Source organism: Pseudomonas sp. RT6P73 (assembly GCF_054897715.1).
The window spans coordinates 2,843,802-2,858,316 of sequence record NZ_JBUBUV010000002.1; the positions used below are offsets into that span (position 1 = coordinate 2,843,802).

Genomic DNA, 14,515 nt, shown 5'->3' on the forward strand with positions numbered 1-14,515 from the left:
AACATGCCTTTGAGAAAGGGACTCCACCCATGACTGCACTCCAAGACCTCAACGCCCTCCAAGCCAGCATCGCCGAAGCCGTGCTCGGCCAGGACCAAGTAATCCGGCAGATCCTCCTCGGCTTGCTGGCTAATGGGCACTTGTTGCTCGAAAGCCTTCCGGGGCTGGCCAAGACCCGCACGGTCAAGGCGCTGGCCAAACACCTGGACGCGAAGATGAGCCGTATCCAGTTCACCCCCGATTTGCTGCCGTCAGACATCACCGGTGCCGAGGTTCTGCACCAGATCGATGGCAAGAACGAGATCCAGTTCCAGCCCGGCCCGCTGTTCGGCAACCTGATTCTGGCGGATGAAATCAACCGCGCCCCGGCCAAGGTTCAGGCGGCATTGCTGGAGGCGATGGAAGAACGGCAGATCACTGTGGCCGGCAACAGCCACGTGCTGCCGGAGCTGTTTATTGTGGTGGCGACGCAAAACCCGATTGAACAGGAAGGCACCTATCCGCTGCCGGAAGCGCAGATGGACCGCTTTCTGATGAAGGTGTTGCTCGATTATCCGAGTGCTGAAAACGAGAGCCAGGTGCTGCGGCTGTTGCGCGAAGAAGAATTTGCGCTGGGCGCCAAGACGGCTGCGGTGCAGGGCTTCGCGCTGTCTCAAGACGTGATCTTCGCGGCGCGTCGAGAGGTCAGTGCCATTCACGTGTCCCCGGCCATCGACCGTTACCTGATCGACCTGATCAATGCCACCCGCCATCCCGCTGACTACGACGCCGATCTGGGCCGCTGGATCGCCATTGGCGCCAGTCCTCGGGGGGGCATCGGCCTGGACCGTTGCGCCCGGGCCGATGCCTGGTTGCAGGGACAGGATTTCGTTTCGCCCGATAACGTCCGCGCCGTGGTGCATCCGGTGCTGCGGCATCGTTTGCAGCTGAGTTACGACGCGGTGGCGGACGGTGTGACGGCGGATCAGGTGCTTGATCGCCTGCTCGATAAAGTGGCGATTCCCGCATGAATGGCGACGGTCTGGTCTATGTCTCTCTGGCGCAGTTGATGGCCCTGGAGTTCAAGGCCCGTGACCTGAGTTTTGTGGCGCGTCAGCCCCAGGGCAGCATTCTGGCTGGCAATCATGCTTCGCGCCTGCGCGGCCGTGGTTTGAACTTTGATGAGCTGCGTCGTTATCAGCCGGGGGACGATCTGCGTCACCTGGACTGGCGCGCATCGTTGCGCACCGGCAAACCGGTGGTGCGCACGTTTACCGAAGAGCGCGACCGCCCGGCCTTGATCCTGGTGGACCAGCGCATATCGATGTTCTTCGGCTCGCAACGCAGCTTCAAATCGGCCATCGCCGCAGAGCTTGGCGCGCTGGCGGCGTGGATGGTGTTCAACGCCGGGGATCGGGTCGGCGGCCTGGTGTTCAACGATCAACGCATCGACAGCATCGCCCCGCTGCGCAGCCGTAAACGCATTGAAGCGTTGTGCAGCCGGATTGCCGAGCAGAACCAGCAGCTCAACGCCGCCAACCCGGACGCTGAGGGCGAAGACCAGCTCAATAAGGTGCTGCAGCATTGCCTGGCCGTGGCCGGGCACGATCATCTGATTTGCATCATCAGCGACTTTGCCGGCGCCGGTGAGCGCACCTTGCAGTTGATGCGCCAATTGGCCGCGCACAACGATGTGGTCGCCATGCAGGTGTATGACCCGTTGGCGCTGAACCTGCCGAAAAACGGGCGTTTGCTGATCACCCAGGGCCAATTGCAGGTGGAACTGGCCGTCGAGCAACGCAGCGTTCATCAGCCGTTGGGGGATTTTCTCAGCGGTCGGCTCAAGGATGTCGCCACCCTGCTGCGGCGCAGTCAGGTGCCGCTGATGATGTTCAGTACCGCGACCGATGCCCAGGAACAATTGCGCACCGAACTCGGCAGAGGTCGGCGATGAACCCGAACATCCCCAGTATCGAGCAGCTTAAAGAGATCGGTTTGCCGACGCCGGTCAGTTATGCGCCGCAGACGTGGGGGTGGTGGGTGTTGCTTGGGGTGTTGGTGACTGCCGTTTTGCTGGTCGGTGCACGGCGGTATTGGCAATGGCGGCGGGATCGGTATCGGCGGGAGGCGTTGGTGCGGTTGGCTGAATTGCAAAGCAGCAGCGATCAACTTGGCGCTTTGCGAGAACTCCCGGAATTGCTCAAACGCGTGGCCCTGTCGCTCCCCAATCCTGTAGGAGCGAGGCTTGCCCGCGAACCGGACGCCACGGTCCCACAGACAGACCGCGTTATCGTTCTTCGCGGGCAAGCCACGCTCCTACAGGGGGTAGCGGCGCTTGGGGGGGATGATTGGCAGGCGTTTCTGGTGCGGCACAGTTCACAGCCATTGCCCGCTGATTTCAGTCAGCAACTGGCGCAACTGGCCTATGCGCCCGATGCGGCATTGCTGGCCTTGCCCGGCGATAAACGCCAGCAACTGTTCGACACCTGCAAACACTGGGTGGAGCATCATCATGTGGCAGCTTGATTACCCCTGGCTGCTGATCTTTTTGCCGCTGCCGTGGTTGGGCTACCGCTACCTGCCCGCTTACCGCGAAGCCCGCAGCGCCGTGCGTGTGCCGTTTTTCGGCGCCATGAGCCGCGCGGTCGGTCAGGCGCCAAGCCAGGCGGGGACCCGAAGCAATCGCTGGCAACTGGCGCTGAATCTGCTGGTGTGGGCGCTGGTGCTGCTGGCCGCCGCGCGCCCGGTATTCGTCGAAAAACCGATCGAACGCCAGCAGCCGGTGCGCGACCTGATGCTGGCCATCGACATTTCCCAATCCATGGAAACCACCGATTTCACCGACGCCAATGGCCAGAAGATCAATCGTCTGGCGGCGGTCAAGGAAGTGGTGCATGGCTTTATCGACAAACGCAAAGAAGATCGCCTGGGGCTGATCGTGTTTGGCAGCGGGGCGTATCCCCAGGCGCCGCTGACGCTGGATCACGCCAGTCTCTCGCTGTTGCTCGACGACACCGGTATCGGTATGGCCGGCCCCAACACGGCGATTGGCGATGCCATTGGCCTGAGCCTGAAGCTGCTCGATCAGGCCCACGAGCAAGAAAAAGTGCTGATCCTGCTCACCGATGGCAATGACACCAGCAGCGCGATCACCCCGGATCACGCGGCGACCATGGCCGCCGCCAAAGGCGTGGTGATTCACACCATCGGTATCGGCGACCCGACTGCGGAGGGTGAAGCCAAGGTCAACCTGCAGGGCTTGCAGCAGATCGCCGAAGCCACCGGCGGCCAGTTCTTCCGCGCTGAAGACCGTACGGCGCTGGATCAGGTCTACAGCACGCTCGACAAACTCACCCCGCATCAGGTGAAAACCCTCAGCCATCAGCCAAAGAAGGACCTGTTCTGGTGGCCGCTGGGGGCCGCAATCGGCGTGCTTGCGCTCTACCATTTGGGCGCCCTGCTCCGTCCGCACCTGACACTCGCGCGTCAGCGGCAGGAGGCGTGAGATGGAGATCAATCTCAGTGACTTCCATTTCCTGCGTCCACTGTGGCTGTTGCTGGTGCCCTTCGCCGCGTTGCTGCCGATGCTTTGGCGGCGCAGCCGCGACCTGCAACGGCGCTTGCGCAGCAATATCGCCGAGCACCTGCTGCCGCATTTGCTGATCACGCCGCAGGATCAACAGCGCTTCCGGCCCGTGCATCTGGTGTACGCGATGTTGATTCTGGGCGCCCTCGCGGCGGCCGGCCCGACTTGGGAGCAGGACCGCCCGGACTTCCTGGAGAACCGTGCGCCGCTGATCATCGCCATCGACCTCTCGCCTTCGATGGACGCCAGTGACGTGCCACCGAGTCGGCTAGAGGCGGCCAAACACAAACTGCACGACCTGATCCAGCGCCGCGCCGGTGCCCGCAGCGGCTTGATCGCCTACGCCGGCAGCGCGCATCTGGTGTTGCCGCCGACCGACGACCCGGCCCTGCTCGACACCTTCATCCAGGCGTTGAGCACCGACCTGATCGCCAAGCAGGGGAAAAACGTCGGTGCGGTGATCGAACAAGCCAAACGTCTGCTGGTCGCCGAGAAAACCCCAGGGACGCTGTTGTTGATCACCGACGGCGCCGACACCTCACAACTCACCGAACTCGACAAGCAACTCGACGACAGCGCACTACAAGTGCTGATACTGGCCGTCGGCAGCGAGGACGGCGGGATCATCCGCGACGCCAATGGCCAGCCGCGCACCGACAGCAACGGTCGCCCGGCGCTCGGCAGCTTCGACCAGGCCGCGCTCAAGCAGCTTGCTTCAGCAGTGGATGCGCCACTGGGCAGCCTGACCCTCAATGACGACGATCTGCAATGGGTCGAATTGCACGCCCAGCAGCATTTCCAGAGTGCCAGCGATGAACAGCGCGAATTGCACTGGAAAGACGCCGGGTATTGGTTGTGCTGGCCGTTGCTGCTGCTCGCCTTCCTTGGCGTGCGCAAGGGCTGGAGCCTGAACTGGATGGCCGGGTTGTTGCTGGCACTGGGCATTGGATTCCATCCGGCACCGGCCGAGGCCAACGCATTGACCGATGCGTTTTTTACCCCCGACCAGCAAGGTCGCTGGGCCTTCGAGCACGAGCACTTCCCCGAGGCCGCTGCGCATTTTGTCGACCCGTACTGGAAAGGCATCGCCGCTTACAACGCGGCCGATTTCGACCTGGCGCTGGCCAGTTTTGCGCGACTGGAAACCCCACAGGCGTACTTCTATCTGGGCAATATTTACGTGCGCCGCTTCAAGTTTGACCAGGCCATCGCGGCGTATCAGCAAGCGTTGAAGTTGCAGCCGCAATTCCCGGAAGCCACGGCCAATCTGGCGCTGGCAATTGCCTTGCAGAAGGACACCGAAAGCGCTGAGCAGAATACGCCCGAGGTCAAACCGGACGAAATCAAAATGGACAAGGCACCGGGCAAGGGACAGAGCAAAGCGGTCGAGACCGAGCAGGCAGCTTCGGATGAGCAGTGGTTGCAGAATCTGAGTACTTCGCCGGCCAAATTTTTGAAGCAGAAATTCAGTTTTCAGGATCAGGTGGGGGGCAAGCCATGAACCGCGTCGTGGCCATCGCCAGCAGGCTGGCTCCCACAGGGGATTTGCGGCGCACACAGATCAACTGTGGGAGCCAGCCTGCTGGCGATGGCGCCAGACCATTCACCACAACTCTCACAGCCCTACTCCTCTGCCTATTCACCTCCGCAACCCTCGCCGCCGAACCCGACCTACGCGTCCAGACCCGCCTGCAACCCACCCACTCAGTCATGGTCGGCGGCATGCTCGAGCTGCAACTCGATGTCCTCACCGACAGCTGGTTCACCGACGCCCCCGCCCTGCCCGACCTGAAGCTGCCGGGGGCACTGGTCCTGCCACCGGACGGTCATGCCGAGCACATCAACCAGACGCTGGACGGCAAATCCTTCAACGGCATGCGTTACAGCTACCGAATCACGCCGAATCTGGCCCAGGGCTTCGACATCCCCGCGCTGACCGTTCGCGCCATGCCTGGCCAGGCCAGCACCCCGCTGAGTGCCCAAAGCCAGCCCCTGCACTTCACCGCCGCACAACCGCCGGGATTCCAGCCCGGCGAACCGGTGCTCGTGGCGCAAGGGCTGCGCTTCACGCAAAAAGTCGTCACCTCGGCGACGCCGCTGAAGGTCGGCGACAGCATCACCCGGCAACTGACCTTGCAGGCCGACGATGCCATGGCCATGTCACTGCCGGCGCCGTCGATGGGCGATGTGAACGGTCTGAGCCGTTATCCCAAGAGCCCGCAAATCAGCAACCTGGACGACGGCCGTGGCAACTTCAACGGCGGCCAGCGCATCGACACCGTCACTTACCGCATCGACACCGAAGGCCGTTACAGCCTGCCGGCCATCGAGCTGAAATGGTGGGACGCCAGCAGCCAACAAACCCGCACGGCCCAAGTCCCACCCGTGAGCTTCGACGCCGCGGCGAACAGTGCTTACAAGACTGTGTTCTCGATCACCGAAGACCTGAAAAAACTCGGCCAGCAAAGTCGCGTGCATGTCGCCGGGCACTGGCTGGTGCTGTCTGCGCTGCTGTTGATCGTGGCGTTGTTCGGCTGGTTCGGCCGCCCGCTCGTCCAGCGTGCCTACCTTGCCGGACAAGCCCGACGCCGCGCACGCCACGCGGCCTGGCTGCAATCCGCTGACTACGCCTGGCGGCAAATCCCGACGCAGATCGATGGCAATCCCGCCCAACTGAGCGCCCTTTACCTCTGGGCCAGACGCAGCCGCCTGGGCCTGGAACTGAGCAATCTTGGCCCGCGCCTGCAAGACCTGTTGTGCGCGTGTTACAGCCAGCAACCCACCGAAGATCAGGCGCTGCGCCAACTGAAGACATCCTTGTCTACGCTGCATAGTCAGGCCGAACACAAGCCGTCCCCTGCTGCTCACGCCTTACGCCCACTCAATCCCGTTCACGAGAAGGACTTCCCATGACGAACCCGATATCGATCCGCCAACGCCACGGGCTGAAGCTGTTGATAGCGCTGGCCTTGAGTATGCCGCTGCTGGCCCTGGCAGCCGAACCCTTGCCCTCGTGGAACGACGGGCCATCGAAGAAAACCATCATCGAGTTCGTCCAGGCCGTCACCGACCAGTCCAGCAAGGACTTCGTCAAGCCCGAGGATCGCATCGCCGTCTTCGACAATGACGGCACCTTGTGGAGCGAACAGCCGATGTACTTCGAGTTGCTGTTTGCCCTGAACGAGGTCAAGCGCACTGCACCGCAGCACCCGGAATGGAAAACCACCCAGCCCTTCAAAGCCGTGCTGGAAAACGATCACCAGGCCCTGGCCGCCACGGGCATGGACGGCCTCCTGAAAATCTTCGGGGCCACCCACACCGGCATGACCACCGAAGCCTTCGATGACTACGCCAAGACCTGGCTGAGCCAGGCCAAACACCCCAAAACCGGTAAGCCGTACACCGAGATGATCTTCCAGCCGATGCTGGAAATGCTCGACTACCTGCGCAGTCAGGACTTCAAGACCTACATCGTCTCCGGAGGCGACACCGGGTTCATGCGCGCCTTTGCCGAGAAGGTCTACGGCATCCCGCCCGAACAAGTGATCGGCACCACCTTTGTCACCGCCTTCGAGTTCAAGGACGGCAAAGCCTCGATCGTGCGCACGCCGAAACTCGCGCACAACGACGACGGCCCGGGCAAACCGGAAAGCATCGACGCAGTGATCGGGCGCCGGCCGATCCTCGCGTTCGGCAATTCCGATGGCGATCTGCAGATGCTGCAATGGACCGCCGCTGGACCCGGCAAACGATTCATGGGGCTGGTGCATCACACCGACGCCAAACGCGAATGGGCCTATGACCGTCAATCCCAGATCGGTCGCCTGGACAAGGCCCTGGACGAAGCAAAAACCCGTGGCTGGACTATCGTGGACATGGCGTCCGAATGGCGCCGGGTCTATCCGTTCGATGCCGCGACTCCCGAGCAAGTGCAATAAAAAAGCGTAACGCAGGACTGCAAAAAACGTTTGTCGCGCTTGAGCGACGCAAGTGAGCAAAAGGAGCAAGTCAGATGACTCGCATACGCAAGTGGCTACCGAAACTCGCCCTGGTGGCAGCCTCGGTCATGGCGATTTCGGCAACAGCCGGGGCCGCTGAAAAACCCAATATTCTGGTGATCTTCGGCGATGACATCGGCCAAACCAACATCAGCGCCTATTCGATGGGCGTGGTCGGCTACAAGACGCCGAACATCGACCGGATTGCCAAGGAAGGCATGATGTTCACCGACTATTACGCGGAGAACAGCTGCACGGCCGGACGCTCCTCGTTCATTACCGGTCAGACGCCGCTGCGTACGGGCCTGTCGAAAGTCGGCATTCCGGGTGCGCCGGTCGGCCTGCAAAAACGTGACATCACTATCGCCCAGGCGCTCAAGTCTCAGGGCTACGCAACGGGTCAGTTCGGCAAAAACCACCTGGGCGACCGAGACGAGTACCTGCCGACCAACCACGGTTTCGACGAGTTCTTCGGCAACCTCTATCACCTCAACGCTGAGGAAGAACCTGAACGGCCGTACTGGCCGAAGGATGATGCCGAGTTCGTCAAAGCCAACTCTCCGCGCGGCGTAATCCACAGCTTTGCCGACGGCAAGATCGAAGACACCGGCGCGCTGACTGCCAAGCGCATGGAAACCATCGACGACGAAACCACGGCCGCTGCGCAAGCCTTCATCGAGAAACAGGCGAAGGCGGACAAACCGTTCTTCGTCTGGATGAACACCACCCGCATGCACCTGTTCACCCACGTGCGCGAATCGATGAAGGGCCAGAGCGGCATGCCCGGCAACGAGTACGCGGACGGCATGCTGGAACACGACGGCGACGTCGGCAAACTGCTGAAAACCCTCGATGACCTGAAAATCACCGACAACACCATCGTCGTCTACACCACCGACAACGGGCCGAACCAGTTCTCCTGGCCGGACGCGGCGACCACGCCGTTCCGCAACGAGAAGAACTCCAACTGGGAAGGCGCTTATCGGGTTCCGGCGATGATTCGCTGGCCGGGCAAGGTCAAGGCCGGCGAAGTCTCCAACGAGATGTTCTCGGGCATGGACTGGTTCCCGACCCTGCTCGCGGCGGCTGGCGATGCGCAAGTCAAAGACAAGCTGCTCAAAGGCTGGGCGCCGACTTCTGGCGGCAACAACTTCAAAGTGCACCTGGACGGCTACAACCAACTGCCTTACCTGACCGGCCAACAGCCTAAAGGCGAGCGCAAGGAGTTCTACTACTTCAACGATGACGGCGTGCTGGTGTCGATGCGTTTCGACAACTGGAAAGCCGTGTTCTGCGAACAGCGGGCACCAGGCGGCTTCAAGGTCTGGAGCGAACCGTTCGTCTGCCTGCGAGTGCCGAAGATCCTCAACCTGAGGATGGACCCGTATGAACGCGCCGACGTGGTCTCCGATCAGTATTACGATTGGGCAACCAAAAACGTCTACCTGGCAAGCGTTGCGGTCGGCAAATCAGCGGCGTTCCTGCAGACGTTCATCGAGTATCCGCCAAGCCAGAAACCGGCCAGCTTCAGCATTGACCAGATCCGTGCTGCGGTGGATGCGAAGATCGCGGAAAAAATGAAAAACCAGCCTGCACAGTAAGACCGTTTGACCGCCGCTCGCCTTGACCGGTGAGCGGCCCTATTTCGGTGAACACAATCCCTGTAGCAGCTGCCGAAGGCTGCGTCCGGCTGCGCAGCAGTCGTGAACCCGAGCGACTGGTTGTGCCAGACATATTGCGGCGCATGATTGACGAGGACTTCGTCCTCGAACGCAGCCTTCGGCAGCTGCTACAGGGTTTGTGTTCACCGACGAAACATATCCATTTCAGATTCAGCACAAGGCAATCCGCAATGTCCTCACGTGTCGCCAGCAAGTCGTCGGCCCTACCCGCTCCCCAAACTGCCGCGTCCCCGGCGCTGCTGATTCCCGCCCTGTTGCTGTTCGTCTCCGGCGCCGCCGCGCTGGTGTACCAGGTGCTGTGGATCAAGCAGCTGTCGCTGGTGGTCGGCGTCGAGGTGTATGCGATCACCACCGGGATCAGCGCTTTTTTTGCCGGTCTGGCTTTGGGCGGCTTGCTGTTCGGGCGTTGGGCGGATCGCTTGCAGCGGCCGGTGTTGCTGTATGCCGGGCTGGAAGTGTTGGTGGCCGTGCTGGGTGTTGGTGCGACCTTCGCCATGAGCCGCGCCGCCAGCCCGTTCGCCTGGCTGGAACAGCACGTTGGCCTGGCAGTCTGGGTGTTGCCGTTTGCGCTGGTCGGTGTTCCGGCGCTTTTGATGGGCGGCACCCTGCCGGTGCTGGTTCGCTCATTGGCGGCTGGCCCGCAGCAATCGGGCAAGGCTGGCGGCCAACTCTATGCGGCGAACACTGCGGGGGCTATTGCCGGCACCCTGCTCGCCGCGTTCGTGCTGATCGCCACCCTCGGCGTGCGCGGCAGCGCTCTGGCGGCGGCGATGCTGAACTTGCTGGCCGCCGCGGGAGCGCTGTGGTTTCAACGCCAGCGCGTGGCACTGATCGATGCCCCGGTGAAACATCCGGCAGAGAAAGCCCCTGATTGCCTGGCGCTGTGGCTGTATTCCATCGCCGGCGGTGTGGCGCTGGGTTACGAAGTGGTCTGGTCGCAGTCCATCGTGCAATTCATGAGCACCCGCACCTATGCCTTTGCCGTGGTGCTGGCGACGTACCTCACCGGGCTGTTCCTCGGCAGCGCATTGTTGGCTCGCCGGGTTGATCGCATTCGCGATCCCTGGGGCGTGTTCGGATTATTGATTGCCGGTGCCGGCCTGATAGCACTGCTGGAGGTCGCCTTTCTCGGGCGCTGGCTGGTGTTTTTGCAATCCCAGGCCGAAACCCTTGCGCTGGCCATGGGCGGCAGCGAACTGCTGGGCATGAGCGCCCGGTTTGCGGTGGCTGCGCTGAGCATCGTGTTCGTGCCGACACTGCTGCTGGGCGCCGCCTTTCCACTGGCCTTGCGCCTGAGCGTCGGCCGTGACCGGGTCGGCCGGGATGTCGGCGCCGTGGTTGCGTTCAACACCTTGGGCGGAATCATCGGCGTGATGCTCTGCGGCTTCCTGCTGATCCCGTTGCTGGGGCTGGTGCGCACATTGGGGCTGTTGGCGATTGTTGCTGCGGGGATAGGCTATCTCGCGGTGCGCAAGGGTCATCACGTCAAGAAAGGCCGGCGTCAGGCCGTGGTTGCCATCGGCGTGTTGTCGATTGTGGTGGCGGTTTTTACCCCGGTAAGCAAACTCGCCAACCTGCTGCCCGGCGCACGCAACGGTACGCTAGCATTCTACGAAGAAGGACGCGGCGGGACCGTGGCCGTGGTCACTCAGGGCAAGGGACAAAAGATGTTCCAGCGCCTGTACATCCAAGGCGTTTCCAACACCGGTGACGCCATGCCATCGCTGCGCTACATGCGCATCCAGGCGCTGTTGCCGCTGTTGATCCATAACGGCGAACCACGCTCGGCGCTGGTCATCGGTTTTGGCACCGGCATCACCGCGGGCGCCCTGACCCGCTATCCGGGGCTTGAACATCGCGTCGTCGCAGAATTGCTGCCTTCGGTGGTGAAAGCCGCGCCGCTGTTCAAGGGCAACTTCAATGCCGCTGCCGATCCGGCGGTCAATGTCCGTTTGCGCGATGGTCGTCAGGAGTTGCTGCGCAGTCCGCAGCTTTATGACCTGATCACCCTCGAACCGCCACCGCCCTCCGCTGCCGGCGTGGTGAATCTGTATTCGCGCGACTTTTACCAGTTGGCCGCTGGCCGTCTAGAGAAAAAAGGCCTGGTCGCCCAATGGCTGCCGTTGCCGACCCAGAACATCGACGATTCGCGCTCGCTGGTGCGCAGCTTCCTCGATGTGTTCCCCTACGCGACGCTGTGGACCAGCGAATTTCACGAAATGCTGCTGGTGGGCTCGATGGAGCCGATCGAGCTGGATGCCGGGAAAATCAGCCAGCGCTTCCAGCAGGACACCGTGCGCAGCACCCTGCAGGACGTCGGCATCGGTTCGGCCGCCGCCTTGTTGGCGACCTGGGTGACCGATAGCGCCGGGCTGGAGCGTTTCGCTGCGGATGCACTGCCTGTGACCGACGACCAACCGCGCATCGAATACGCGCCGTGGGTGCGCGCCAAGGAAATCAGTCGCGTGTTGCCAGCCCTGCTCGACTTGCGTCAGCCACCGTTGCTGTTGAATGCCGACACAGCGTTCATCGAGCGCATGAACACCCATCAGCAGCGGCTGATGCAGTTCTATCGGGCAAGCCTGCACGCCTATGACGGTGACCGGGACGCCTGGGCCAGGGACATCCGCGAAGTGATGCGCGGTGATAGCGGCAATCCGTATTACCGCTGGTTTGTCGGCGACTTAAAGTAAGACCAGGGGACTTTTCGACGCGGAACAGGTAGGGTGCGCACAATCAAACTGCCACCATCCCCCCCGGGTTTCATGGAGTTGTCGCGTCGCGGGTTTTCATGGAGTTGCACACGCAATGAGTTGCTGGACCATCCTTGGCCTCCCGGCCGATGCTGATACGCGCAGTATCAAACGCCAATACGCAGCACTGCTCAAACAGACGCGCCCGGATGAAGACCCCGAGGGCTTTCAGCGTCTGCGTGAAGCGTATGAACAAGCGTTGAGCATCAAAGAGTGGGAGCAATTGCGCGAGGAGAACTCGGGCGACGACGCCTCGTGGGACCTGACCGGGCTGTCGGTCGTGGAAGTCGACACGCTGCAATTGGTCACCCGTTCGCTGGAGGGTCTCAGTCGTGTCGAGCTCGAACGACGTCATGCCACCGCCGTAGAACATGGCGCGGTCGATGTCATGGAAGATGCGGTGCTGAGGCATTGCGTCGAACACTTCGAGACGTCTGAAACATTGCTCGAATGGGCGATGGAAACCTTTCACTGGTTCAGTCTCTGGCAGCGACTGGAACTGGACGAAGAGCTAATCGTAGAGCTGTCGCATCAGCGCAAGCGCTTGGCCGAGCTTCGTGAAGCACCGATATTTCTGGCCCGGCAACAGCTGCTGGCCACGCAACCTGCCGCCACCCCGGAGCATCGCGCCGCCCACTTGCTGTTGGCGCCGAGCACATTCAGTCAGCGCCGCGCCCTGGCCCGTCGCTTGCGCGACGAAGACTGGGTGCAATGCCGCAATCTGAGTTCTGCGTTGTACGCCAACCACCCGGACATCTGCGCCAATCTGCCGGGCGGCACACCGTTCTTTTGGCGTGACTGGGAATACATCCACGACAGTTGGCCGATGTACCTGGGTATCGTCCTCGCCTGTCTGGTCGGCTCCTTTGTTCAATTCGCGCCGTTGGGCACGCGTCTGGGCGGATTGATCGGCGTCGCTGTGTTCTGGTCGGTGATATTCGCGATCGCCGGTTGGGTACTCAACTGGCTGTCGGGGCACATCGCCCATCGTTTTTGGTTGCTGGACGATCGATTGAGTGTGCGCCTTTCGCCCTCGCTCATGCCCCTGCCGTTTGGAGTACTACGCGACTTGATTCCCTGCATTGCAATGGCGGTGGGCATTGGCAACGTGTATGGCTTGGTCGGCAGCATCGTTTACGTCACCACACTGGCGAGTGTCGGACTTATACGCCGGTGGGAGGTCAACCCGCACGTTTCCTGGCAACACGCCAGCCTCTTGCTCAAACGCTGCCTGATGGGTGCGGGCATTTTGGTGCTGGTGTTAATACTCGGCGTGTTCAAAGTGATCTCAAGCCAAGGTACGGTCAACCGCAACCAAGGCCTGCAACAGTGGGCCGAACGCTTGTGCAGCCGCATGCCCGTCACCGCCAGCGAATGCAACGCACCGGCCACCGTTGAGCAGTGGTACGGCCAGGAGAAACAGCCATGAACCCGAAATGGCTGTTCCCGGTGGCGACCATTGTGATGCTGATCCTGATGGGGCTGGCCGGCTCTTCGAAATTCGTCACCCGCATCGACTTGTGGCTGGATCAACACGACGCACCGCTCACCGCGCAGGCCAATGCCCTGAGCCCGGTGATCGACTGCATCAACCGGGTCGATGTGCATTGGCGGGTGGCCTACGAACTGTACAAATCGCCAAAACAACCCGCGGAACCGGTGCTGGACTGGATCACCAACCAGCATGATTTCGACGACAACGGTGCCAGTGACGCGCCCGGCATCCAACGGGATATCTGTTCGCCGACAATCAGCGAAAACTCAAACTGCTGAAATACGACCCAGCGCTGGTGTTGAAAGCCGATGCCTACGCCCAGGCATTACAGCAAGTGACGCCCCTTACGCAGCAAATCACCTTTTACCGACAGGCGCGTTTTTCGACCGCCATCAGTGAGGTGCAGCCCGCCTTTGCCGATCAATTCAGATCCAGGGCCGAGGACTACCTCACGGCGTCAACGTTACTGAGACAGCAGGTTGAATCGCTGGACCTTGAACAACGGCGCGAGCAACTCAATCTGATCGAAGCACGTCTGGGCAAGGACATTCACTGGTATTTGCTGGCTTACATGATCCAGGCCAGAGACACGCTGAACCTTGTCACCGAGGGCGTGAAAAATCGAACTCTGACGCCGCAGGCACTGGCTAAAACCACCGCTGAACTGCAATTGGCCTGGGATTACCGGCAGCAGTTTATCCAACATCAATTGCCGGAAACGCAAAAACGCAACGAAGTACCCGGTTATCTCTGGTCGCACATTGCCAGGCCGACGAAGAGGTATCTGACCGCGTTGAACACCTTGCACAAGGATTGGCAGAACAAAGCCGAACCGCAGCGATTGAGCGATGATTTTTATGCGGTGACGCGTGGGTATGATTCGCTGATCAGTCATTACAACCGGTTGGCGCGGGCTGAGTATTGAGAGATGTGTTGTTTTTGAGGCCGCCTTCGCGGGCAAGCCTCGCTCCTACAGGATCAGGTCGTTCATAAAACTGACGAACGACTCAATACCGTAGGAG

General features: G+C 61.4%; 12 protein-coding genes. All 12 read left to right on the top strand.

Going from position 1 to position 14,515, the window contains the following annotated elements; genetic code table 11:
- The first annotated feature begins 29 nt into the window (after positions 1–29).
- A complete protein-coding gene (locus ACYZT6_RS13535; RefSeq protein WP_462027326.1) occupies positions 30–1,010 on the top strand; it encodes an AAA family ATPase in 981 nt (326 codons plus the stop codon).
- Positions 1,007–1,933, top strand: a complete 927-nt coding sequence (locus ACYZT6_RS13540) for a DUF58 domain-containing protein (RefSeq protein ID WP_462027327.1) — start codon at positions 1,007–1,009, stop codon at positions 1,931–1,933. The genes ACYZT6_RS13535 and ACYZT6_RS13540 overlap by 4 nt, the downstream gene beginning before the upstream one ends.
- The gene (locus ACYZT6_RS13545) at positions 1,930–2,505 is read left to right on the top strand and encodes a DUF4381 domain-containing protein (RefSeq protein WP_462027328.1); all 576 of its coding nucleotides are present in this window, start codon (positions 1,930–1,932) and stop codon (positions 2,503–2,505) included. Before ACYZT6_RS13540 ends, ACYZT6_RS13545 begins: the two co-directional genes overlap by 4 nt.
- Entirely contained in the window at positions 2,492–3,484 is a 993-nt protein-coding gene (locus ACYZT6_RS13550; protein ID WP_462027329.1) for a vWA domain-containing protein, read from the top strand. The genes ACYZT6_RS13545 and ACYZT6_RS13550 overlap by 14 nt, the downstream gene beginning before the upstream one ends.
- Position 3,485: 1 nt before the next feature.
- Positions 3,486–5,066 (top strand): VWA domain-containing protein, encoded by a 1,581-nt coding sequence (locus ACYZT6_RS13555; protein WP_462027330.1) that lies wholly within the window; start codon positions 3,486–3,488, stop codon positions 5,064–5,066.
- The gene (locus ACYZT6_RS13560; RefSeq protein ID WP_462027331.1) at positions 5,063–6,478 is read left to right on the top strand and encodes a hypothetical protein; all 1,416 of its coding nucleotides are present in this window, start codon (positions 5,063–5,065) and stop codon (positions 6,476–6,478) included. The genes ACYZT6_RS13555 and ACYZT6_RS13560 overlap by 4 nt, the downstream gene beginning before the upstream one ends.
- Positions 6,475–7,503 carry an HAD family hydrolase gene (locus ACYZT6_RS13565; protein WP_462027332.1) on the top strand — a complete coding sequence of 343 codons (1,029 nt, stop codon included), beginning with the start codon at positions 6,475–6,477 and terminating at the stop codon, positions 7,501–7,503. Before ACYZT6_RS13560 ends, ACYZT6_RS13565 begins: the two co-directional genes overlap by 4 nt.
- A 74-nt stretch (positions 7,504–7,577) precedes the next feature.
- Positions 7,578–9,164: an arylsulfatase gene (locus ACYZT6_RS13570; RefSeq protein ID WP_461959073.1), complete on the top strand. Its 1,587-nt coding sequence runs from the start codon at positions 7,578–7,580 to the stop codon at positions 9,162–9,164.
- Positions 9,165–9,415: 251 nt separating this feature from the next.
- Positions 9,416–11,938 (top strand): spermidine synthase, encoded by a 2,523-nt coding sequence (locus ACYZT6_RS13575; protein ID WP_462027333.1) that lies wholly within the window; start codon positions 9,416–9,418, stop codon positions 11,936–11,938.
- 115 nt (positions 11,939–12,053) lie between these two features.
- Entirely contained in the window at positions 12,054–13,427 is a 1,374-nt protein-coding gene (locus ACYZT6_RS13580) for a J domain-containing protein (RefSeq protein WP_462027334.1), read from the top strand.
- Positions 13,424–13,771 (top strand): hypothetical protein, encoded by a 348-nt coding sequence (locus tag ACYZT6_RS13585; protein ID WP_462027335.1) that lies wholly within the window; start codon positions 13,424–13,426, stop codon positions 13,769–13,771. Before ACYZT6_RS13580 ends, ACYZT6_RS13585 begins: the two co-directional genes overlap by 4 nt.
- A 17-nt stretch (positions 13,772–13,788) precedes the next feature.
- The gene (locus tag ACYZT6_RS13590; protein WP_462027336.1) at positions 13,789–14,418 is read left to right on the top strand and encodes a DUF3829 domain-containing protein; all 630 of its coding nucleotides are present in this window, start codon (positions 13,789–13,791) and stop codon (positions 14,416–14,418) included.
- Positions 14,419–14,515 lie beyond the last annotated feature (97 nt).

Bases quoted from the DNA above. Each gene is read 5' to 3' on its own strand.
- ACYZT6_RS13535 (WP_462027326.1), top strand. From the start codon at position 30: ATGACTGCACTCCAAGACCTCAACGCCCTCCAAGCCAGCATCGCCGAA.
- ACYZT6_RS13540 (WP_462027327.1), top strand. From the start codon at position 1,007: ATGAATGGCGACGGTCTGGTCTATGTCTCTCTGGCGCAGTTGATGGCC.
- ACYZT6_RS13545 (WP_462027328.1), top strand. From the start codon at position 1,930: ATGAACCCGAACATCCCCAGTATCGAGCAGCTTAAAGAGATCGGTTTG.
- ACYZT6_RS13550 (WP_462027329.1), top strand. From the start codon at position 2,492: ATGTGGCAGCTTGATTACCCCTGGCTGCTGATCTTTTTGCCGCTGCCG.
- ACYZT6_RS13555 (WP_462027330.1), top strand. From the start codon at position 3,486: ATGGAGATCAATCTCAGTGACTTCCATTTCCTGCGTCCACTGTGGCTG.
- ACYZT6_RS13560 (WP_462027331.1), top strand. From the start codon at position 5,063: ATGAACCGCGTCGTGGCCATCGCCAGCAGGCTGGCTCCCACAGGGGAT.
- ACYZT6_RS13565 (WP_462027332.1), top strand. From the start codon at position 6,475: ATGACGAACCCGATATCGATCCGCCAACGCCACGGGCTGAAGCTGTTG.
- ACYZT6_RS13570 (WP_461959073.1), top strand. From the start codon at position 7,578: ATGACTCGCATACGCAAGTGGCTACCGAAACTCGCCCTGGTGGCAGCC.
- ACYZT6_RS13575 (WP_462027333.1), top strand. From the start codon at position 9,416: ATGTCCTCACGTGTCGCCAGCAAGTCGTCGGCCCTACCCGCTCCCCAA.
- ACYZT6_RS13580 (WP_462027334.1), top strand. From the start codon at position 12,054: ATGAGTTGCTGGACCATCCTTGGCCTCCCGGCCGATGCTGATACGCGC.
- ACYZT6_RS13585 (WP_462027335.1), top strand. From the start codon at position 13,424: ATGAACCCGAAATGGCTGTTCCCGGTGGCGACCATTGTGATGCTGATC.